The sequence below is a fragment of the Mycolicibacterium peregrinum genome (assembly GCF_001665625.1).
Taxonomy (GTDB): domain Bacteria; phylum Actinomycetota; class Actinomycetes; order Mycobacteriales; family Mycobacteriaceae; genus Mycobacterium; species Mycobacterium peregrinum_B.
The window spans coordinates 1-22,347 of record NZ_LZSY01000128.1; the positions used below are offsets into that span (position 1 = coordinate 1).

General features: G+C 67.3%; 19 protein-coding genes. 9 read left to right on the plus strand and 10 right to left on the minus strand.

The genetic code is table 11. The annotated features are described in order from the left end of the window. Positions 1-2,666: carboxylic acid reductase (gene car / locus A5779_RS21135; RefSeq protein WP_064885318.1), on the minus strand; the 2,666-nt coding region annotated here is incomplete at its 3' end. Positions 2,667-2,837: 171 nt separating this feature from the next. After that, the gene (locus tag A5779_RS21140) at positions 2,838-3,473 is read right to left on the minus strand and encodes a maleylpyruvate isomerase N-terminal domain-containing protein (protein WP_064885320.1); all 636 of its coding nucleotides are present in this window, start codon (positions 3,471-3,473) and stop codon (positions 2,838-2,840) included. Between the two features lie 68 nt (positions 3,474-3,541). On the opposite strand from A5779_RS21140, the gene A5779_RS21145 reads away from it, so the two are divergent. After that, the gene (locus tag A5779_RS21145) at positions 3,542-4,159 is read left to right on the plus strand and encodes a hypothetical protein (protein ID WP_064885322.1); all 618 of its coding nucleotides are present in this window, start codon (positions 3,542-3,544) and stop codon (positions 4,157-4,159) included. 4 nt (positions 4,160-4,163) lie between these two features. Here A5779_RS21145 and gabT read toward each other — a convergent pair whose 3' ends face one another. Then, positions 4,164-5,504 carry a 4-aminobutyrate--2-oxoglutarate transaminase gene (gene gabT, locus A5779_RS21150; protein WP_064885381.1) on the minus strand — a complete coding sequence of 447 codons (1,341 nt, stop codon included), beginning with the start codon at positions 5,502-5,504 and terminating at the stop codon, positions 4,164-4,166. Positions 5,505-5,664: 160 nt separating this feature from the next. Between gabT and yajC the strand changes: the two genes are divergently transcribed. The 6 genes from yajC to A5779_RS21180 all read left to right on the plus strand — a co-directional run bounded on the left by yajC (position 5,665) and on the right by A5779_RS21180 (position 13,777). Beyond that, positions 5,665-6,018, plus strand: coding sequence for a preprotein translocase subunit YajC (gene yajC, locus A5779_RS21155; protein WP_064885324.1), 354 nt, complete (start codon positions 5,665-5,667; stop codon positions 6,016-6,018). Between the two features lie 72 nt (positions 6,019-6,090). Further along, the gene (secD, locus tag A5779_RS21160; RefSeq protein WP_064885326.1) at positions 6,091-7,908 is read left to right on the plus strand and encodes a protein translocase subunit SecD; all 1,818 of its coding nucleotides are present in this window, start codon (positions 6,091-6,093) and stop codon (positions 7,906-7,908) included. 4 nt (positions 7,909-7,912) lie between these two features. Then, positions 7,913-9,187 (plus strand): protein translocase subunit SecF, encoded by a 1,275-nt coding sequence (gene secF / locus A5779_RS21165; protein WP_064885328.1) that lies wholly within the window; start codon positions 7,913-7,915, stop codon positions 9,185-9,187. Positions 9,188-9,193: 6 nt separating this feature from the next. Then, positions 9,194-10,861 carry an ABC transporter substrate-binding protein gene (locus tag A5779_RS21170; RefSeq protein WP_064885330.1) on the plus strand — a complete coding sequence of 556 codons (1,668 nt, stop codon included), beginning with the start codon at positions 9,194-9,196 and terminating at the stop codon, positions 10,859-10,861. Next, on the plus strand, positions 10,858-11,385 hold the full coding sequence (locus A5779_RS21175) for an adenine phosphoribosyltransferase (RefSeq protein ID WP_174554257.1): 528 nt from the start codon (positions 10,858-10,860) through the stop codon (positions 11,383-11,385). The genes A5779_RS21170 and A5779_RS21175 overlap by 4 nt, the downstream gene beginning before the upstream one ends. Positions 11,386-11,425: 40 nt before the next feature. Beyond that, positions 11,426-13,777, plus strand: a complete 2,352-nt coding sequence (locus tag A5779_RS21180) for a RelA/SpoT family protein (RefSeq protein ID WP_064885385.1) — start codon at positions 11,426-11,428, stop codon at positions 13,775-13,777. On the opposite strand, the gene A5779_RS21185 is transcribed toward A5779_RS21180, so the two are convergent. From A5779_RS21185 to A5779_RS21195, 3 genes are read right to left on the minus strand one after another with little or no spacing between them, the layout of a single operon-like run. Then, entirely contained in the window at positions 13,774-14,862 is a 1,089-nt protein-coding gene (locus tag A5779_RS21185; RefSeq protein ID WP_131811669.1) for a preprotein translocase subunit SecD, read from the minus strand. The two genes, A5779_RS21180 and A5779_RS21185, sit on opposite strands and share 4 nt — an antisense overlap. A gap of 18 nt (positions 14,863-14,880) precedes the next feature. After that, entirely contained in the window at positions 14,881-15,855 is a 975-nt protein-coding gene (locus A5779_RS21190) for a peptidylprolyl isomerase (protein ID WP_064885334.1), read from the minus strand. Between the two features lie 6 nt (positions 15,856-15,861). Further along, the gene (locus A5779_RS21195; protein ID WP_064885336.1) at positions 15,862-16,737 is read right to left on the minus strand and encodes a peptidylprolyl isomerase; all 876 of its coding nucleotides are present in this window, start codon (positions 16,735-16,737) and stop codon (positions 15,862-15,864) included. A 133-nt stretch (positions 16,738-16,870) separates the two neighbouring features. Between A5779_RS21195 and A5779_RS21200 the strand changes: the two genes are divergently transcribed. After that, entirely contained in the window at positions 16,871-17,563 is a 693-nt protein-coding gene (locus tag A5779_RS21200) for an MBL fold metallo-hydrolase (protein ID WP_064885387.1), read from the plus strand. Beyond that, a complete protein-coding gene (gene hisS, locus A5779_RS21205) occupies positions 17,560-18,822 on the plus strand; it encodes a histidine--tRNA ligase (RefSeq protein ID WP_064885338.1) in 1,263 nt (420 codons plus the stop codon). Before A5779_RS21200 ends, hisS begins: the two co-directional genes overlap by 4 nt. Here hisS and urtE read toward each other — a convergent pair whose 3' ends face one another. The 4 genes from urtE to urtB are packed head-to-tail and all read right to left on the minus strand — an operon-like array spanning position 18,823 to position 22,320. Next, positions 18,823-19,515, minus strand: a complete 693-nt coding sequence (urtE, locus tag A5779_RS21210) for an urea ABC transporter ATP-binding subunit UrtE (protein ID WP_064885340.1) — start codon at positions 19,513-19,515, stop codon at positions 18,823-18,825. After that, positions 19,515-20,270 (minus strand): urea ABC transporter ATP-binding protein UrtD, encoded by a 756-nt coding sequence (urtD, locus tag A5779_RS21215; RefSeq protein WP_110777574.1) that lies wholly within the window; start codon positions 20,268-20,270, stop codon positions 19,515-19,517. Before urtD ends, urtE begins: the two co-directional genes overlap by 1 nt. Positions 20,271-20,323: 53 nt before the next feature. Beyond that, complete coding sequence (gene urtC, locus A5779_RS21220) at positions 20,324-21,439, minus strand: urea ABC transporter permease subunit UrtC (protein WP_064885344.1); 1,116 nt, start codon at positions 21,437-21,439, stop codon at positions 20,324-20,326. Beyond that, positions 21,436-22,320, minus strand: a complete 885-nt coding sequence (gene urtB / locus A5779_RS21225) for an urea ABC transporter permease subunit UrtB (protein ID WP_064885346.1) — start codon at positions 22,318-22,320, stop codon at positions 21,436-21,438. The genes urtC and urtB overlap by 4 nt, the downstream gene beginning before the upstream one ends. Between the last annotated feature and the right edge of the window lie 27 nt (positions 22,321-22,347).

The following is a 22,347-nucleotide window of genomic DNA, read 5'->3' on the forward strand; positions in this document are numbered from 1 at the left end:
GCGGTGCCAAGGGCATTGGGTCCGAACAACTCGCTGTAGGGCAGCACGTGGTTGACCAGTGCGGCCGGGTCGACGATCAGGTCGACGTCGTCGGCCAGGCGCTGCCAGGTCTGCTGGTCCAGTCCGAGGTTCTCCTCGCCCTTGTCGCCGGCGATCACCGCGAGGTGGTCGGCGGCCAGTTTCTGGTAGTGCGCCAACAGCTTTGGGTCGCCGCTGTCGAAGGTGGCGTCGAGCCGGGCCCTGGCCTCTTCGTCGGACTTGGCTCGCACCAGCGCGATGACCTTGCCGTCGACCAGATCCATGCGTTCCAGCCACTCCAGGGCCAGGTAGCGGCCGAGGAAGCCGGTGGCGCCGGTCAGCAGCACGGTGCGGACCTCTGCAGGAGCCTTGGGCAGCTTCGGCGCTGCGGCCAGGGTGTCCGCGTCGAGGAACTTGTCCAGCGTCAGATCGGCGGCACTGACTTCGGCGGCGTGCCGTCCGTGCACCGACGCGTAGGTCGGGCGCTTGGATCCGCCGCGCTGCGTTTCGATGTAGCCGGCGATGCCTGCCAGATCGTTGGCAGGGCTGACGATGACGCCAACGGGCACATCCACATCGAAGATCTCGCGCAGGAGATTGCCGAAGGTCAACGCCGACAACGAATCTCCACCCAGATCGGTGAAGTGGGCATCGGGTTCCAGATCAGAGGCGGCAGCGCCCAGCAGGGCACCGGCAGCCCGGCTCACGGTCTCCAGCACCGGGGCGTCGGCACTCAGGGAGCGCAGTGCCCGAAGTTCACCGGCCTGCGTCTCGGCAAGTTCGGTGTAGAGCTGCTCCAGCCGCTCGCCGTAGTGCGCCTTCAACTTCGGCCAGGCCAGCTTGCGGATACCGGTCAGCAGGCCGTTCTCCAGCGTGAAAGGTGTTGTCTCCACGATGAAATCGCGGGGGATCTCGTAGGACTGCAGGTCGGCTTCCCTGGCGACCTCCTGCAGGGATTCGCTGATCGCCTCTTTGGAGACACTGGCGTCGGTGGGCACCACGACGGCCAGCAGGTAAGGCTGCGCGCTGTTGCCGTAGACGTAGATCTGTTGCACCAGTGGGCTGTTGCCGAACACCGCCTCCAGCTTGGCCAACGTGACGAACTCGCCCTGGGCGAGCTTGAGCACATTGTTGCGCCGGTCGACGTAGCGCAGCTGGTCCGGACCGATCTCGGCGACGACGTCGCCGGTCCGGTAGAAACCGTCCTCGTCGAACACCGAAGCCGTGACCTCGGGACGCTTGTAGTAGCCGGGGAACAGGTTCTCGGTCTTCAGCAGCAACTCGCCGCGCGGGTACGGCTGATCGGTGCCGAAGTAGCCCAGATCGGGGACGTCGACGAGCTTGTAGTCGATCACCGGCGGGCGCTGGGCCACGCCGTCGAACAGCGCCATACCGGCCTCGGTCGAGCCGTAACCTTCGAGCAGGTGGATGCCGAGCATGTCCTCGGTCCAGGTCTTGAGCTCAGCGGAGATGGGTGCCGAGCCGGTCATGGCGGCGACGAAGCGTCCGCCGAGGACGTTGTCCCGCACCTCGGCCAGCACCTCGGCCTCGACGGCCTCACGGTCCGCGCCGCCCTCGGCCAGACGGTGATCCACCCGGCTCTGGAACTCGCTGTGGATCATCTCCCACACGCGCGGAACGAAATTCAGTTCGGTGGGCCGCACCAGGGCGAGGTCCTCCAGAAGCGTCGACAGGTCGCTGCGGGCTGCGAAGTAGCAGGTGCCGCCGGCGGCGAGCGAGGCATACAGGATGCCGCGGCCCATCACATGGCTCATGGGCATGAAACTGAGGTTGATCGCCGAGCTGACCGGTCCGAGCCACGCCTTGCTGTTGCGCCGCCAGAATTTGCCGACCGAGCTCTGCAGGTACATCGCGCCCTTGGGGGCACCGGTGCTGCCCGAGGTGTAGATCAGCAGCGCGAGCGGGTCGGTGCCGTCAGCCTTCGGCGCCTCCGGTGAGGGCAGCTCGGCGCCCCGGACCAGCAGGTCGCTCAGGGTCTCGACGGTGACGCCGGCCCCGGCCAGCCGCTCGGCGGCCGATGTCACGGCATCGCGGTGATCGTCGATCTCGGGGTGGTGGTCGAAGGCGACCACCCGAGCCGGGGCGTGGGCGGTGAGCGCCAGTTCGACGGCATCGGCGAGGTGGTCGACACTCGCGGCGATCACAGTCGGTTCGGTCTCGGTCACGATGGGCGCCAGCGATTCGGGCGAGGAGCTGGTCTGCAGGGGCACCGACACCGCGCCGATCTGGCCGAGAGCCGTGTCGATCACGGTGTAGTCAGCGCTGGTGAAACCCAGGACGGCGACCCGGTCGCCCGGCTTGACGCCGGAATCGTGCAGAGCCGCACCGAAGGCGCGCACCCGGTCCCACAGTTGTCCGTAGCTGATGGTGTCGAACCGGGGGAGCAGGCGGGCAGTGGTCCGACCGGTGGCCGGGTCGGTGACGAATTCCTGCGCGCGCTCCCCGAGCGCGGGCCGATCGGCGTAACCCTCCAGGAGGGTCTGGACGATCTCGGGAAGAAGGAGGCCGGGGACGTCTACAGAGGCGGTGACGGTGTCGCTCGGTATCGCGGCAGCGAACTGTGGATCGGTAGCGGTCAGATCGGCGATGCGGATCGCCAGTTGCTCCTCGCGAGTATCAAACGACATCAAAAAAACCTCTTTGTTGATAGCGGAAATAGTCACCAGCGCAACGCTGCGCCACCGGTTTACTACGTTAGTGAAGCTAAACTTATTTCCGGAAAACCAGCTTCTCCGCTGTCAATGTGCTGTGAGTCCTGTCGTTCCTGCATACCGTGCGGAACAGGCCTGTTATTTGCATCACCGGATCGTCGGCACCACCGCGTGCGCGGGCGTTCGTCCGGCGAGCGCCTCCACCGCCGTTGCTGGATCCGGGACCGCGATCAGCAGGTCGCGCGCCGCAGCCAGAGCCGCCGCCGATGGCGTCACCCCGCCGACAGCGTCGGCCAGGTCGAGTAGATGCACGGTGGCCTCCAACAGTGCGACCTCGGCGACCACGCCGAGTGTGGTGCTGCCGACAACCGGATAGCGGATCACCGTTTCGCCGGCCCGGGCCATTTCGGGCATCCGGCGCATCCGGTCCGCGGCGTCGGCGAATCGCGCCGAGGCTGCCGCGGGACTCAGTGTCGAGGCTTCCTGCACAGCCTGTGCGGCGATCCGGTCCGCCGTGGTGTTGGCGACCCCGTCGGGCTGGTTGAAGATGCGCAGCATCTCGGCCGCATCCGTCACTGCGGGCAGGCCCTCCACCCGGGCTTTGACGAGTCCGTCGAACGTCGTTGCCTCTGGACAGACATGGGCAACCAGCGACTGCACGTCCCAGGCGTCACACCGGGTGGCGGTTCGCCACTGTGCCGCGGTGAGCTCGGCGCATCGTCGGCCCCAACGTTCCCAGGCATCGGCCAACGTATCGCGCAGTGACCTTCCGACGAGACGCATGCCCTCACCCTAGGAGCGTTATTCCCGCTCGAGTTCGGGGTACCCACCCGGATGTCAAAGGAGGCATCATGACCGAATTCGATACCCGCGGTGGCCGGCTACGCATGCGGCGCAGCCGCGGTGCCGCCAGCGGACTTCTGCTGGTTCTACTGGGAATCTGGGGTGCGCTGATCCCGTTCATCGGACCGTACTTCGACTTTGCCTTCACCCCGGACCAAGCCTGGGTGTGGACGTCGGCGCGCGGCTGGTTGGAGGTGCTTCCGGGCGCTGTCACGGCGCTGGGCGGTCTGCTCCTTCTGGTTTCGGGGAACCGGGCCACAGCTCATTTCGGCGGATGGCTGGCCGTACTGGGCGGAGCGTGGTTCGTGATCGGCCGGGCGCTCGCCGGGCCGCTGGGTATAGGTGATGCCGGGATGCCGATTGCCGTGACCGACGCCAAGCGGGTGTCGCTGGAGTTGGCCTACTTCTCCGGGCTGGGTGCTTTGATCGTGTTGCTGGGGGCCATGGCGGTCGGCCGGTTGTCGGTCCGCAGCGTGCGTGATGTCGAATATGCCCAACGCCCCGTCGCCACGGCGGCGTCGGCCGAACCCGTCGCAGTCGCAGACGCGTCGCCGACCGAAGCCCCCGCGCCCAGACATCGGACCTGGGGTGGATTCTTCGGTGGACGTCACACCCACGCGCACTAGCGCGTCAGAGGTCGCGCAGGATCAGCTCGAGCACGTCGAGTCCCTCGACGAGCAGATCGTCGCTGATCGTCAACGGCGGCAGGAAGCGCAGCACGTTTCCATAGGTGCCGCAGGACAGCACGATCACGCCCGCCGCGTGGGCACCGGCGCACAGCGCCTTGGTGAGCTCCGGGTCGGGTGTGATCGTGCCGGCCTTGACCAGTTCGACGGCGATCATCGCGCCCCGGCCGCGGACGTCGCCGATCCGGTCGTCCTCGGCCTGCAACCGGCCCAGGCGGTCCTTCATCAACGCCTCGATCTGCTGAGCCCGGGCGATCAAGCCGTCGGTTTCGATGGTCTCGATCGTGGCCAGCGCCGCCGCACACGCGATCGGGTTGCCGCCGTAGGTGCCGCCCAACCCGGAGACGTGGGGCGAGTCCATGATCTCGGCGCGGCCCGTCACCGCCGACAGCGGCAATCCGTCGGCGATCCCCTTGGCGGTGACGATGAGATCGGGATCGATGCCCTCGTGTTCGCACGCGAACATCGCGCCCGTCCGCGCAAACCCGGTCTGCACCTCGTCGGCGATGAACACCACGTTGTTGTCGCGGCACCACCCCAACAGCGCAGGCAGGAACCCGTCCGCCGGGACGATGAACCCGCCCTCACCCTGGATCGGTTCGATGATGACCGCGGCCAGGTTGTCGGCGCCGACCTGCTTCTCCATCACGTCGATGGCCCGCTCCGCCGCCAGCGCGCCGTCGGTGGCCAACTCCTTGCCGAACTCGGCGTCGCGGTACGGGTAGGACAACGGAGCCCGGTAGATCTCGGGTGCGAACGGGCCGAAGCCGTGCTTGTACGGCATGGACTTGGCGGTCAGCGCCATCGTGAGGTTGGTGCGCCCGTGATAGGCGTGATCGAATGCGACGACGGCAGGCTTGTGGGCGTGGGACCGGGCGATCTTGACCGCGTTCTCCACGGCCTCCGAACCCGAGTTGAACAACGCCGAACGCTTCTCGCCGCGCACCGGTGTCAACCGGTTGAGGTGCTCGCAGACCGCGACATACTGCTCATACGGCGTCACCATGAAGCAGGTGTGCGTGAACTCGGCGGCCTGGGCAGCCACTGCCTCGACAACACGCGGCGACGAGTTGCCGATCGTGGTGACCGCAATGCCCGAGCCCAGGTCGATGAGCCGATTGCCGTCGACGTCCTCGACGATGCCGCCCCCGGCCCGGGCGGCGTAGACGGGCATGGTGTTGCCGACGCCCCGGGCGACCGCGGCCGTTTTACGGCCGATCAACGCCTCGGATTTGGGGCCAGGGATCGCGGTGGCCAGATGGCGGCTCTGCTCGGGATGGCTCAACACTGCCTCCTGAAAACGGAACGGCGGCGAAGGAACGGACGCGTATCGAGCCTAGTCGTCCGGGCCGCCAGTCGGCGGCGAATGGGGTGGTCCGGGTCGGCGGCGGTATCGTGGCCTCGGTCGCCCTGACATCTGACCCGACACGAAAGACATAGTTGACATGGATCTCGTCATTTTCCTGCCCCTGCTGATCGTCATGGGCGCGTTTATGTTCTTCGCGTCGCGTCGTCAGCGCAAGGCCATGCAGGCGACGATCGACCTGCACAACTCGCTGCAGATCGGCGATCGCGTGCACACCACCTCGGGCCTGCAGGCCACGATCACCGGCATCACCGACGACAACGTCGACCTGGAGATCGCGCCCGGCGTCGTCACCACCTGGATGAAGCTCGCCGTGCGCGACCGCATCGAGGAGGACGCCGACGACGAGGCCGGCACCGACGTCCCGGCGGCGGCGACCGAACTGACCGAGAGCACCGGTGTCACCGACACCGACGGCCTCAAGAAAGACTGACCGCAGAGCACCCAGGACAAGCACGTACCCTTTGCGGTGCTGACGAACTGATCTCGAGGAGACCCTAGAAACGTGGCATCGTCTTCGGCGCCGGTGCATCCTGCGCGCTACCTGACACTTTTCCTGGTCCTTCTGATCGGCGTATATCTGCTGGTGTTCCTCACCGGCGACAAGCAGGCCAAGCCAAAACTCGGCATTGACCTGCAGGGCGGTACCCGGGTGACGCTGACAGCGCGCACCCCGGACGGCTCGACGCCGACCAGAGAGGCACTCAACCAGGCCCAACAAATCATCAGTGCCCGCGTCGACGGTCTCGGCGTCTCGGGCTCAGAGGTCGTCATCGACGGCGACAACCTGGTGATCACCGTTCCCGGCAACGACGGCAGCGAGGCCCGCAACCTGGGCCAGACCGCCCGGCTGTACATCCGGCCCGTCGCTCGCGCCATACCGGTACAGCAGATCAAGCAGCTCGCGCAGGGTGGGGCACCGGGTGCTCCGGGTGCCCCCGCGGCGCCGGGTGCTCCTGCGGCCCCGGGTGCTCCCGGTGCGATCCCCGGCCAGGTTCCGGGAGCGCCGGCCGAGCAGCCCGCGGCGCCGCCCGCGAGTGAGCCTGAGCCGGCCCCGCAGCCGCGCCCGTACCCGTTGGATCCGGCACCGGAACCCACACCGGCTCCGGCACCGGAGCCCGCCCCGGCACCGGCTCCCGGAGAGACGCCAGCGCCGCCGGCGCCGCAGCCCGCGCCGCCAGGCGCTCCGGCGAAATCCGACGAGGCAAAGACTCGGGCCGCCTTGATCACGCTGGCGAAGACGATCCGGCAGAGCACCAACCCGATGATGCAGATCCAGGCGATCATGGACCGCGCCCAGAACTGCGACAAGGACGACATTCTGGCCGGCAACGACGACCCCAAGTTGCCGCTCGTGACGTGCTCCACCGACGGGCAGACCGTCTACCTGCTGAGTCCGTCGATCATGAGTGGTGAAGAGATCGCGGACGCCACCTCGGGGCTGAACCAGCAGCAGGCCCAGTACGTCGTCGACGTGACCTTCAAGAGCGGGGGAGCCAAGACCTGGGCCGACTTCACCGCGGCGAACGTGGGCACCCAGACGGCGTTCACGCTCGACTCGCAGGTGGTCAGCGCACCCGAGATCCGGGAAGCCATCCCTGGCGGCAACACGCAGATCACCGGTCAGTTCAACGCGGACACGGCCAAGGAACTGGCCAATGTGCTGAAGTACGGGTCGCTGCCGCTGTCGTTCGAGTCGTCGGAAGCGGAGACCGTTTCGGCGACCCTGGGCCTGTCGTCGATGCGGGCCGGTCTGATCGCGGGCGCGGTCGGCCTGGCGGCGGTGCTGCTGTACTCGCTGCTGTACTACCGGGTGCTCGGTCTGTTGGTGGCCCTGTCGCTGGTTGCTGCCGGCGCAATGGTTTTCGCCATCCTCGTGCTGCTCGGCAGATACATCGGTTACACGCTGGACCTGGCCGGTATCGCCGGTCTGATCATCGGTATCGGCACCACCGCGGACTCCTTCGTGGTGTTCTTCGAACGAATAAAGGACGAGATCCGCGAGGGCCGGTCGTTCCGGTCGGCGGTGCCCCGAGGTTGGGCACGCGCCCGCAAGACGATCGTGTCCGGCAACGCCGTGACCTTCCTGGCCGCCGCGGTGCTGTACTTCCTGGCGATCGGGCAGGTCAAGGGCTTCGCGTTCACGTTGGGATTGACCACGATCCTGGACATCGTGGTGGTGTTCCTGGTGACCTGGCCGCTGGTGTACCTGGCGTCCAAGTCCCCGACGATGGCAAAACCTGCCCTCAACGGTCTCGGCGCGGTGCAGCAGATCGCGCGGGAACGCCGGGAGGCTTCGCATGCGACCGCGGGACGGGGATAGGCACATGGCAGCAAAGAACGACACCACCGCTGACGACGTGAAGGACACCTCGGTGGAGACGCCGAGCATCGAAGCCACGTCTGCGGCCCTGCCCAAGCACGGATTTTTCGTTCGGCTCTACACCGGCACCGGCGCCTTCGAGGTCATCGGCCGCCGCAGGCTCTGGTACGCGGTCTCCGGCGTCATCGTGGCGATCTGTATCGCCAGCATGGTGCTGCGCGGGTTCACGTTCGGCATCGACTTCGAGGGCGGCACCAAGGTGTCGATGCCGTCGGCCGGTTCCGAAGGGGTCGTCTCCGTCCAGCAGGTCGAGGACGTCTACAGCAAGACCCTGAACAAGGCGCCCGAGTCGGTCGTGTTGGTCGGCAGCGGCGCCTCGGCCACGGTCCAGATCCGTTCGGAGACCCTGTCCGAACCGGAGATCGAAGAGCTGCGGACCGCGCTGTTCGACGAGTTCCACCCCAAGGGCAGCGACGGTCAGCCCAGCAAGCAGGCCATCAGCGACTCGAAGGTGTCGGAAACCTGGGGAGGCCAGATCACCCAGAAGGCACTGATCGCGCTGGTGGTGTTCATCGTGCTGGCCTCGATCTACATCGCCTGGCGCTATGAGCGCTACATGGCGATGGCCGCGATGGCCACCCTGGTCTTCGACCTCGTCGTGACGGCCGGCGTCTACTCGCTGGTCGGATTCGAGGTCACCCCGGCCACCGTCATCGGCCTGCTCACGATTCTGGGCTTCTCGCTGTACGACACGGTGATCGTGTTCGACAAGGTCGAGGAGAACACCCACGGCTTCGAACACACCACTCGCCGAACCTTCGCCGAGCAGGCCAACCTGGCCGTCAACCAGACCTTCATGCGTTCGATCAACACCAGCTTGATCTCGGTGTTGCCGATCGTGGCGCTGATGGTGGTGGCGGTGTGGCTCCTGGGCGTCGGAACCCTGATGGACCTGGCCCTGGTTCAGCTGGTCGGCGTCATCGTCGGTACCTACTCGTCGATCTACTTCGCTACGCCGCTGCTGGTGTCGCTGCGTGAACGCACCGAGCTGGTGCGCAAACACACCAAGCGGGTGCTCAACCGCCGGGAGAAGGGCAACAAGGCGGCGACGGCCACCAATGACACCGACGCGGCCTCCGACACCACCGAGGCCGCCGACACGGGTGACACGGTGTCGGCGTCGATCGTCAGCGAGCCCGCACCGGCCAAGCCGGCCCCGGGCGCACGTCCGGGCACCCGGACCGGACGTCCGTCGGGCAAGCGGAACACCCGGCGGTAAAGCCAGATGGTTCAGTGGCGGGCCGTGGCCCGAACACGGACAGTAGCGACAGTGGCCACGCTGTCCGTGGTCGCCGGGTTGGGCCTGGCGGCGTGTTCGGGCAGTTCCGCCGACGAGATCGACTACGCCGTCGACGGCACACTGACCACCTACAACACCAACACGGTGGCCGGTGCCGCGTCCGCCGGACCGCAGGCATTCGCGCGGGCGCTGACCGGGTTCGCCTATCACGGTCCGGAAGGACAGGTGGTCGCCGACAACGACTTCGGTTCGGTGTCGGTGGTGGGTCGCGCCCCGCTGGTGCTCGACTACGTGATCAGCGACAAGGCGGTCTACTCGGACGGCAAGCCGATCACCTGTGACGACCTGGTGTTGACCTGGGGCGCCCAGTCCGGCCGGTTCCCGGTGTTCGACGCCGCCAGCCAAGCGGGTTACCGCGACATCGCCTCGGTGGACTGCGCACCCGGCCAGAAGCGGGCCCGGGTGTCCTTCGCCCAGGACCGCGGATTCCTCGACTACGGCCAACTGTTCGCGGCCACCTCGCTGATGCCCGCACACGTCCTCGCAGACGAACTCGACCTGGGCGACGGAGCTGTGGCCACCGCGCTGCAGAACGGTGACCAGCCGGTCATCGACCGGATCGCCAAGGCGTGGAACACTATCTGGGATCTCAAGCCGGACCTGGACCTCAAGCGGTTCCCCTCGTCTGGTCCCTACCGGATCGACTCGGTGTCCAAGGACGGCGTGGTGGTCCTTGTCGCCAACGACAAGTGGTGGGGCACCCCGCCGGTCACCAACCGGATCGCGGTATGGCCGCGCGGGGCCGACATCCAGGAGCGGGTCAACCAGGGATCCTTCGACGTCGTCGACATCGAGTCCGGCTCCTCGGGCCTGCTCAACCTGCCCGACGACTACGTCAGCACCGAAAGCCCGTCCGCCGGTATCGAGCAGCTCATCTTCGCGCCGGGCGGTCCGCTGGCCGGCCCGGCGGCGCGCCGGGCCGTCGCGTTGTGCACACCGCGTGACGTGATCGCCCGCAACGCCGCGACGCCGATTATCAACTCGCGACTCAGCCCGGTCAGCGACGATGCGTTCAGCGCGGCCGAGAATGTCGGCGAGGCCGCGCAATTCGCGGTGGCCAACCCGGGTGCGGCGCGCGCGGCACTGAACAACAAGCCGCTGACCATTCGCATCGGGTATCAGACACCCAACGCCAGACTGGCCGCGACCGTCGGCGCGATCGCGAAATCGTGTGCTGCGGCGGGCATCACCGTGGAAGACGCCGGATCGGCGACAGCGGGGCCGGTGGCGTTGCGCAACAACGAGATCGACGGTCTGCTGGCCAGCACGGGCGGCGCCGCGGGCAGCGGTTCCTCGGGTTCTTCGGCGATCGACGCCTACGCATTCCACTCCGGCAACGGCAACAACCTGCCTGCCTATTTCAACGAGCGGATCGACGGCATCATCGATGCGCAGGCTGTCACGAGCGATCCGAAGGAACTGGCCCGGCTGGCGGGGGAGGGCGCGCCGATCCTGTGGAACGACATGCCGACCCTGCCGCTGTACCGCCAGCAGCGCACGGTGCTGACATCGAACAAGATGTACGCCGTGAGCAGTAATCCGACGCGGTGGGGAGCGGGCTGGAACATGGACCGCTGGAAGTTGTCCACGTGAGCACGGATGTTTCCCGGCTGGTCAGGCAACTGATCCGGGAGGTCCCCGACTTTCCCGAGCCCGGCGTGCAGTTCAAGGACCTGACCCCGTTGCTGGCCGACGCCGAGGGCCTCGGCGCGGTGACCGACGCACTGGCCGCCACCGCGGCCGACGCCGACCTGGTCGCAGGACTGGACGCCCGGGGTTTCCTGCTGGGCGCGGCGGTGGCGACCCGGCTCGGTACCGGTGTCCTGGCGGTACGTAAGGGCGGGAAACTGCCGCCGCCGGTGCACAGCGTGACGTATCAGCTGGAATACGGCAGCGCGACGCTGGAGATCCCGGCCGACGGGATTGATATCGCCGGGCGCAACGTTGTGATCATCGACGATGTCCTGGCCACCGGCGGGACCCTGGCCGCTGCGATGCGACTGCTCGAGGCCGGCGGCGCCAACGTCATGAGCGCCGCTGTGGTGCTGGAATTGACGGCCCTGGGTGGGCGGGACGTGGTGGCACCGCTGAGGGTCAGCAGCCTCCACACGGTGTGAGGGATATCCTCGAACTCTCGGAGGTTGAGCGGAGGTGACGATGGCCGGCGATACGGGTACGGACGCGACTGCCGGCCAGGCGGTGCAGTCGCCTCCGGCGTTGCCGGCCGCCGCGGGACCCGACGCCACGAAGACCAGCGCCTCACGGCGCGTGCGCGCCCGGCTTGCCCGCCGGATGACGGCGCAGCGCAGCGCGGTCAACCCGGTTCTGGAACCCCTCGTCGCGGTGCACCGCGAGATCTACCCCAAGGCCGATCTGCAGTTGCTGCAGCGCGCCTACGACGTCGCCGATCAGCGACACGCCGACCAGTTGCGCAAATCGGGTGATCCCTACATCACCCATCCGCTGGCGGTGGCCAACATCCTGGCCGAGCTCGGCATGGACACCACCACGCTGGTGGCCGCTCTGCTGCACGACACGGTGGAGGACACCGGCTACACACTGGAGGCCCTGACCACCGAGTTCGGGGCCGAGGTGGGCCACCTCGTCGACGGCGTCACCAAGCTGGACAAGGTGGTGCTGGGCTCGGCCGCCGAGGGCGAGACGATCCGCAAGATGATCATCGCGATGGCCCGCGACCCACGGGTGCTGGTGATCAAGGTTGCCGACCGGCTGCACAACATGCGCACCATGCGGTTCCTGCCGCCGGAGAAGCAGGCCCGAAAGGCTCGCGAGACGCTGGAAGTGATTGCGCCGCTGGCACATCGGCTCGGCATGGCGACGGTCAAGTGGGAGCTCGAGGACCTGTCCTTCGCGATCCTGCACCCGAAGAAGTATGAGGAGATCGTGCGGCTGGTCGCCGATCGGGCGCCGTCACGCGACACCTACCTGGCCAAGGTGCGCGCCGAGATCGGCGTGGCACTGAGCGCGATGAAGATCAACGCTGTCGTCGAGGGCAGGCCCAAGCACTACTGGTCGATCTACCAGAAGATGATCGTCAAGGGCCGCGACTTCGACGACATCCACGACCTGGTCGGCGTACGGATCCTGTGCGACGAGATCCGGGACTGCTACGCGGCCGTCGGCGTCGTGCACTCGCTGTGGCAGCCGATGGCCGGCCGGTTCAAGGACTACATCGCCCAGCCGCGCTACGGCGTCTACCAGTCGCTGCACACCACGGTCGTGGGGCCGGAGGGCAAGCCGTTGGAGGTGCAGATCCGCACCCGTGACATGCACCGCACCGCCGAGTACGGCATCGCAGCGCACTGGCGCTACAAAGAGGCCAAGGGCCGCAACGGGGTTCCGCACAGCCACGCAGCCACCGAGATCGACGACATGGCCTGGATGCGCCAGCTGCTCGACTGGCAGCGGGAGGCGGCCGATCCCGGCGAGTTCCTCGAGTCGTTGCGTTACGACCTTGCGGTCAAAGAGATCTTCGTGTTCACCCCCAAGGGTGACGTGATCAACCTGCCTACCGGATCGACCCCGGTCGACTTCGCCTACGCGGTGCACACCGAGGTGGGGCACCGCTGTATCGGGGCCCGGGTCAACGGCCGGCTGGTCGCGCTGGAACGCAAGCTGGAGAACGGCGAGGTCGTCGAGGTGTTCACCTCGAAGGCGCCCAACGCCGGGCCGTCGCGCGACTGGCAGACCTTCGTGGTGTCGCCGCGGGCCAAGGCCAAGATCCGCCAGTGGTTCGCCAAGGAACGCCGTGAAGAAGCGTTGGAGTCCGGCAAGGACGCCATCGCGCGCGAGGTCCGCCGGGGCGGACTTCCGTTGCAGCGCTTGATCAATGCCGACTCCATGGCTTCGCTGGCACGGGAACTGCGATACACCGACGTGTCCGCGCTCTACACCGCGGTCGGTGAGGGCCACGTCTCGGCGCGCCACGTCGTGCAGCGCCTGCTCGCCCAGTTCGGCGGCGACGACGCGGCCGAGGACGAACTCGCCGAGCGGTCCACCCCGCTGACCATGCCGGTGCGCCAGCGCAGCACCGACGACACCGGTGTCGCGGTGCCGGGAGCGCCGGGAACCCTGACCAAGCTCGCCAAGTGCTGTACGCCGGTCCCCGGCGACACCATCATGGGCTTCGTGACCCGTGGTGGCGGCGTCAGCGTGCACCGCACCGACTGCACGAATGCGGCTTCCCTGCAACAACAGTCGGAACGCATCATCGAGGTGAACTGGGCGCCGTCGCCGTCGTCGGTGTTCCTGGTGGCCATCCAGGTCGAGGCGCTCGATCGGCACCGGCTGCTGTCCGACGTGACGCGGGTATTGGCCGACGAGAAGGTCAACATCCTCTCGGCGTCGGTGACGACCTCCAACGACCGGGTGGCGATCAGCCGGTTCACCTTCGAGATGGGCGATCCCAAGCACCTCGGCCACCTGCTGAGCGTGGTGCGCAACGTGGAAGGCGTATACGACGTCTACCGCGTCACCAGTGCGGCCTAGCGTCGCCTGGCCAGGTAGACCACCCCGACGACGGTGATCGCCACGACGCCGATCCCCACCATGATGACGACCGCGCGCGCCAGCTTGGCGATCACCGTCGCGGGCAACATCGTGTCCGCGGTGGACTCCAGCGACAACGAGAACGGCAACGAGCCCGATCCCAGGACGCCGGCCAGCTCGCGCGCCGAGTCGGCGGTGAAGTTGCCGGTGATCTGAACCCGGCCACCGGTGATGGCCTCTCGGATCTGCGGAGCGCTGACCACGCGGGAGTCCAAGGTGAACGCGGTCTGGTTGCCGACGTTGGCCGAGGTGAAGTCTGCCCACGTCTTCGTGCCGGCACCGGTGAGTGCCAGGTCGATCGCGTACTGTCCCGCGTCGTCGTTGTACTCCGAATCGGCCTCGGTGATCTCCGCGCCGGTCATGACGGATTTGCCCAGCAGGTAGACCGTTTGCCCGTCGGTGGAGCAGGTGACCAGCGGCAGGTTGGGGTCGTCGTTACCGGCCATCACGTCGTCGTCGTCGCAGCGAGTGGCCTGGTACTGCAGCGCCAGGATCTGGATCGACGGGTTGACGGACTGCCGAAGTTCCTTCTCGTCGGAAATGCGTTGTGCCTGATCAGGTTTGGCTTTGCGGGGGACAGGCGTCGACGGGGTTTGGGAAGAAGATCCGCTCTTGGCGGCCATCGCATGGATCACCGGGCGGACCGTCAGCCGTCCCGGCATCGTGATGTCCCGCATCGCCGCCGGGTTTCGGCTCGGGATCGTGACCACCACGGTGTCCCCGTCGACCGCCACTTCGGATCCGGAGAGCCGGACCTCGTGCAGGCGCTTCTCGACGACCTCTCGCGCGTTCTCCAGATCATCGGGCGACGGTGGCGCGCCATCCGACGTCGCGGTCGAATACGTCATGCGGGTGGCCTCTCGGTCCTCCCAGATGTGGCGGGTCAGGAACACCGCTGCCGCATAGCCGCAAACCAGCACGGCAAGGAACAGCACCCCGAGCGTGCGGGTCGACGCGCTGGGTCCGCTGCGTTGGGGCGGCGGGAATGGGGGTGGCGGAAATTGGGATGGAAGTGGATAGGACATCGCAATCTCCTGGCCGGGTCAGTCCATGCTCGCCGATTTGATCGTCACCGGTGTGGCCGGCTTGCCGTCGTGGCTGCCGTCGGCCACCCCGTCCGCGGCGATCGCGTCGAGCGTGGCCAGTCCGGTCTTGTCGACGGTGCCGAACACGGTGTACGTCGGTGGCAGCAGTGAATCCTCGTAGACCAGGAAGAACTGGCTGCCGTTGGTGCCGGGTCCGGAGTTGGCCATGGCGACGGTGCCGCGGGGGTAGACCACGGGCCGCTGCACGGCAGGGTCGGAGAGCCGGTACTGGTTGGTCGGGTACTCGTTGGGGAACCGATACCCGGGCCCGCCGGTTCCGGTGGCGGACGGGTCGCCGCACTGCAGCGTCGCAAGGTCACCGGTGGTGAGCCGGTGGCACTGGGTGCCGTCGAAGAATCCCTGTCCGGCCAGGCTGGCGAAGTTGTTCACCGTGCACGGTGCCCGGTCGTTGGCCAGCTTGAGCCCGATGCTGCCGCGGTCGGTGACGATGCCTGCGGGCACCGTGGCGGGTTGGGTCGGCACGGCGCCGGTGCGCGGCGGGGCGGCCCGCTTGGCGGCGGGTTCGGCGGTGGCCGGGTACTGGCAGTTGGCACCGAGATTCTGCGACGGCGTGAATGTGGGCAGGTCCTGGCCAGTGCCCGGGGAGGCCGTGTAGCGGTCCTGGCGTGGCATGTTCTCGGCGGCCTTGACGACGATGACGGCGAACACCACCGTCAACACCACCGCCACGAGCGCCAGCGCCGTCATCACGTACCCGATGACCAGGCCGGTGATCGCGATACCACGACCCTGCTCACCGCTGCGTTTGAGCTGCGACAGCGAGATGTGCCCGAAGACGATGCCGAGCGGCGCGAAGAGCACCGAGGACACCAGTGCGGCGACCGCCATGCCGTTGGTGTGGGCAGGCGGGGGATGACCAGCCGGATATGGATACTCCGGCCGGTAACCGCCGTAGGGGGGCGGGACAGTCAACGGGGACTAGTCCAGGGCCACTGACTTCAGCTCGACATCGAGTGCCGGCTTGCCGTCGGCTCCGCCTCCGGCGACACCGGCTGCGGCGATCTTGTCGAGGGTGGCCAGGCCGGTGTCGTCGATCTTGCCGAACACGGTGTAGCCCGGCGGCAGCTGCGAGTCCTGGTACACCAGGAAGAACTGGCTGCCGTTGGTGTTGGGGCCGGCATTGGCCATGGCCACGGTGCCGCGCGGGTACACCACCGGCTTCTGCAGCGCCGGGTCGTCCGGCTGGAACTGGTTGGTCGGGTACTCGTTGGCGAACTGGTAGCCGGGGCCACCGGTGCCCTGGCCGGTCGGGTCACCGCACTGCAGCACCGAGATGCCGCTGGTGGTCAACCGGTGGCACGGGGTGTCGTTGAAGTAGTTCTGTCCGGCCAGGCTCGCGAAGCTGTTGACCGTGCACGGCGCCTTGGCGTTGTCGAGCTGCAGCCCGATGTTGCCCTGGGTGGTGACCATGCTGACGCTGACCGTGGCGGGGTCGGTGGGGACCTTGCCGGTGCGCGGCGGAGTGTTCGGCTTGCTGGCCGCGGCCGCGGCCGGGTACTGACAGTTGGCGCCGAGGTCAGCGGGGGCGGCGAAGGCCGGCAGTTGGCCGTCGGCCGCAGGCTGGGCCGGTGCACCCGACGTCGCCGTGGTGGTATCCGCCGAGGCGGTGGTGCTGCCCGAGTCCTTGCTGGTGAAGACGAACGTGGCCACGACCGCCCCGATGATCACGAGGGCCGCGACCGCGCCCCCCGAGATGGTCAGGATGCGTCGCTTGCGTTCCTGGGCGGCCCGACGCTCCAGCTGGCGCTCCAGCTTGCGCTTGGCCGTCGCACGCCGTTGTTCGTTGGTCGGCACCGCGGCAGTCCTCCTTGTAGGCGGTTGAGGTTGGCAACGAGTCTGCCAGGCGAAGCTGCGTACCGGTTCTGCGACCCGCGGAGACCGCAGGTCGCGGCACATCGGGGAAGTGGTCGCATGGGAAACTGGGACCGTGTTCATTACCGGATTTCCGGCCGGGATGCTGGCATGCAATTGCTATGTCCTGGCCGAGCGACCAGGGGCCGACGCGATTGTCGTCGACCCGGGTCAGCGGGCGATGGACCGGCTCCGTCGGATTCTCGACGAGAACCGCCTGACCCCGGCGGCGGTCCTGCTGACCCACGGCCATATCGATCACATCTGGTCGGCTCAGAAGGTCGCCGACACCTATGGCTGTCCCGCATACATCCACCCCGAAGACCGCTTCATGCTGACGGATCCGATGAAGGGATTCGGCCCGGCGGCGCTGGGAGCGTTGTCCCGGCTGGCGTTCGGCGTGCTGTTGTCCGAGCCGAAACAGCTGATCGAACTGAGCGGCGACGGCCAGACCCTCGATTTTGACGGTGTCTCGGTCACGGTCGACCACAGCCCGGGGCATACGAGGGGTTCGGTGGTGTTCCGGGTCTCCGGCGGTCCGGAGCGAGCATCGGCGGCCCCGACGGTGTTCACAGGCGATACGCTGTTCCGGTCCTCGGTGGGCCGCACCGACCTGCCCGGCGGCAGCGGACGTGACCTGCTCACCTCGATCGTGACAAAGCTGTTGGTACTCGACGACGACACCGTGGTATTACCAGGGCACGGCCCGCGCACGACCATCGGGCATGAACGCCGTACCAACCCGTTTCTCGAAGGTTTGACTCTGTGACTTCTGCATTCCAGGCGCCCAAGGGCGTGCCCGACTATCTACCGCCCGAGTCGGCACAGTTCGTGGCGGTCCGGGACGGGCTGCTGGCTTCGGCGCGCCGGGCCGGCTACGGCGACATCGAGCTGCCGATCTTCGAGGACACCGCGTTGTTCGCGCGCGGGGTGGGCGAGTCGACCGATGTGGTCTCCAAGGAGATGTACACATTCGCCGACCGCGGCGACCGCTCGGTGACCCTGCGTCCCGAGGGCACCGCCGGAGTGATCCGCGCGGTGATCCAGCACCGCCTGGACCGCGGCGCGCTGCCGGTCAAGCTCTGCTACGCCGGTCCGTTCTTCCGCTACGAACGTCCACAGGCCGGGCGCTATCGGCAGTTGCAGCAGGTCGGTGTCGAGGCCATCGGGGTGGACGACCCGGCACTGGACGCCGAGGTGATCGCGATCGCCGACGCCGGCTTCCGGTTGCTGGGCCTGGACGGTTTCCGCCTTGAGCTGACCTCGCTGGGCGATGACACCTGCCGGCCGGCATACCGGGAGCTGCTGCAGGACTTCCTGTTCAAGCTCGACCTCGACGAGGAGACCCGCAGACGCGCCGAGATCAACCCGCTTCGGGTGCTCGACGACAAGCGGCCCCAGGTGCGGGAGATGACCGCGGACGCGCCCCTGATGCTCGACCACCTCTCCGACAGCGCCAAGGCCCACTTCGAGGTGGTGCAGGCGCACCTCGACGCGCTCGGTGTGCCCTACGTGATCAACCCCCGGATGGTGCGTGGGCTGGACTACTACACCAAGACCACCTTCGAGTTCGTTCACGACGGCCTCGGCGCACAGTCCGGTATCGGTGGCGGTGGCCGCTATGACGGGCTGATGAGTCAGCTCGGCGGGCAGGACGTCTCGGGCATCGGCTTCGGGCTCGGCGTTGACCGCACCCTGCTCGCCCTGCAGGCCGAGGGCAAGACGGTGGCCGGTGTCGGTGGCGTGCAGGTGTTCGGTGTGCCGTTGGGCGATGCCGCCAAGCTCGAGTTGGCCAAACTCGCCGCGCGACTGCGCGCTGAAGGGGTGCGTGTCGACCTGGCTTACGGAGACCGCGGGCTCAAAGGCGCGATGAAGGCGGCCGACCGCTCCGGCGCCAGGTACGCGTTGGTGGCCGGCGACCGCGACATCGAGGCCGGCACCGTCGGTCTCAAGGACCTCTCGACCGGCGACCAGGTCGATGTTCCTGCCGATTCCGTTGTCGCCGAAGTTCTTTCCCGCCTCGCCTGATCAGATGGCCATGGCGGCGCGGACGTCGGCCTCTGATGTCGAGCCGCCGGCGCCGCTCGAGGTGATCCGTCCCGCCTCCAGGATGTAGTAGCGCTGAGCGGATTCCAGCGCGAACCCGATGTGCTGCTCGACCAGCAACACGCCCAGATCGCCGCGTGCGGTCAGCGAGGTGATCGCGGCTTCGATCTCGGCCACCACCGACGGTTGGATCCCTTCGGTCGGTTCGTCGAGGATCAGGCACTTGGGACTCGTGATCAACGCGCGGGCAATCGCGAGCTGTTGACGCTGGCCGCCCGAGAGTAGGCCGGCCCGCCGGCTGAGTAGCTCCTTGAGGGCCGGGAACAGGTCCAGTTGCTCGTCGATCAGCGCCTTGCCGTTCTTGCGGCCGTCGGCGACCACCTGGAGGTTCTCCGCGGTGGTCAGCTGCCCGAAGGACTGCTGGCCCTGGGGCACATACGCCAGGCCACGGGCCACGCGGGCGCTGGGGCGAAGCCGGGTGATGTCGTCACCGTCGAAAAGCACCTTGCCCGCAGTGCATTTGAGCAACCCGACGGCCGCTCGCAGTAGGGTCGTCTTCCCCGCGCCGTTGTGACCCATGACCGCGGCGACGCCGTCGGACGGCACGGCGATGCTCGTGCCGTGGATCACTTCAGACCGGCCGTAACCGGTTCGCACATCGAGCAGTTCGAGCATCAGGCGATTCCTTCCGCGCCGGCCGCGGCAGTGCCGAGGTAGACCTCTTGGACCTTGGGATTGGCCTGCACCTCGACCACCGATCCTTCGGCGATGACCTGGCCGCGGGCCAGCACGGTCACCGAGGTCGCGAATGCCCGCATGAAATCCATGTCATGTTCCACGACGACCACCGTGCGAGTTCCGCCGATACGGCGCAACAGATTTCCGGTCTCCTCGCGTTCCTCGTGACTCATCCCCGCCACCGGTTCGTCGAGCAACAGGACATCGGCGTTCTGTACCAACAGCATGCCGATCTCCAGCCATTGCTTCTGGCCGTGAGCCAGCACGCCCGCAGGTTTGTCGGCGAAGTCCGCGAGCCCGGTGGTCTCGAGTGCTTCCTCGATCGCGGGCAACACGCCGTGCCGCCGGCGTAGCAGGGTCCACGGCGAACGACCGGCGCCCGCGGCGATATCGAGATTCTGCAACACCGTCAGTTGTTCGAAGACGCTCGCGGTCTGGAATGTCCGCCCCACGCCCAACCGGGCGATCTGGTGCACCTTCTTGCCGAGCAGCTCGGCACCTGACTTGTTCACCGAGCCGGTGGCACCCACCAGGCCCGTGATGGCGTCGATGACTGTCGTCTTACCCGCGCCGTTGGGTCCGATCAGAAAGCGCAGATCGCCCTGGAACAGCGTGAGATCGACGTCGCTGACGGCCTTGAACCCGTCGAAATCGACTGTGAGACCGCGGACTTCCAAATATTCGGCGCCCATGCCGGCGTTGCCGCCGGCCACCGGCTCTGGCGCCGTGGCCTGCTCGGTTCCGGTCACGATGCGGCACCTACTTTCTCGGTATCGGCGTCGGGTGCCGTGTCGGGCCGGGGCTCTTCCGCATCCGTGGACCGCTTGCGCCGCCACCGGGAGAACAGCACGCCGAGACCGGCCAGGCCGGCGGGGAAGAATCCGACCACCACGATGAACAGCAGGCCCTGAGCGTAGATCCACCCGGACGGAAACCTTTCGGAGAACAGGGTTTGCGCCCAGGCCACGCCGATCGCGCCGAGGACCGGGCCGAGCAGCGTGGTCCGCCCGCCGATCGCGACCCCGATCAGGAACGCGATGGAGGGCACGATGCCGACCTGCGACGGCGCGATGAATCCGACGATCGGAACGAACAGGGCGCCGGCGATGCTGGCGAACAACGCGGCCAGAGTGTAGGCCACCACCTTGATGTTGGCCGGGTCGTAGCCCAAAAACCGCACCCGCTCCTCACCGTCGCGCACCGCGACCAGCAATTCGCCGTAGCGGCTGTACATCAGCTGACGGACCAGGGCCACAACGATAAGCAGCGTCACTGCCGCAAGGAAATACACCATCCGCTTGTTGACCGGGTCGTTGAGGTTGAACCCGAAGAAGGTCCGGAAATTCGTCAGCCCGTTGCTGCCGCCGAGACTGGTCTGGCCGACGAGCAGGATCGCCAGCGCGGCCGCCAGCGCCTGCGACAGGATTGCGAAGTAGGCGCCCCTGACCCGGCGCTTGAACACGCCGAAGCCGAGCAGGGCCGCGATTGCCGTCGGCACCAGCAGGATCGCCAACAACGCGAACGCGGGGGAGGCGAACGGCTGCCAATAAGCGGGCAGCTGCCGAACTCCCGCGATCTGCATGAAGTCAGGGACATCGTGCCCACGGATCTGGGCGTCGGCGATCTTGAGGTGCATGCCCATCATGTAGCCGCCGAGGCCGAAGAACACGCCCTGCCCGAGCACCAGCATTCCGCCACGGCCCCAGGCCAATCCGATGCCCACCGCGACGATCGCAAAGCACAGGAACTTGCCGAGCAAGCTGAGCCGGAAGTCCGACAGTAGCGCCGGCGCCACGCCGAAGAGCACGATCGCTGCGACGCCGAATCCGGCCCAGGTTTGCCAGCGGCCGAGAATGGTCATACGAGACTCCTGGTCCGAACCGTGAACAATCCCTGTGGGCGGACCTGCAGGAAAATCACGATGATGGCGAACACGATCACCTTGGCCAGTGACGCTGTGGTGCCGTATTCGATGAACGAGTTCAGGAAACCCAGAGCCAAGGCAGCGATCACCGTGCCCTTGATCTGGCCGAGCCCGCCGACCACTACCACCAGGAAGGCATCGATCAGGAAGCTCTGGCCGATGGTCGGACTGGTGGAGCCGATCAGCGTCAGTGCCACACCGGCCACCGCGGCGAGCCCGGATCCGATGAAAAAGGTGGTGATATCGGTCCGGCGTGACGAGATGCCGCTGGTCTCGGCCAGATCGCGGTTCTGGACCACCGCCCGGATCCGCCGCCCCATCGGGCTGGTCTTGAGGACCAGCGCCAGCACCGTGACACAGATGACGGCCAGCACCAGGATGAAGATCCGCGTCTTGGGCACCACCGCGCCGAGAATCTCGACGCCGCCTGACAGCCATTCCGGCGCAACGACATTGACCGCAGGCGCACCGAAGATGTCGCGGGCGACCTGTTGCAGGATCAGGCCGACGCCGAAGGTGACCAGCAGCGTATCCAACGGACGGTGGTACATCCGCCGGATCAGCGTCACCTCCAACAGAGCACCCATGGCGCCGCCGACGAGGAACCCGATCAGAAGGGAGATCACCAGGGAGGCGCCGGCATTGGTGATGAGCTGCTGCACCACGTAGGCGGTGTAGCAGCCCGCCATGATGAATTCGCCGTGCGCCATGTTGATGACGCCCATCTGCCCAAAGGTCAGAGACAGGCCGAGCGCCGCCAGCAACAGGATCGAGCCGAGGCTCAATCCCGTTGCCAGCTGGCCGATGAGGATGTCCATGCTGTGTGTGATTCGCCGTCGCTACGC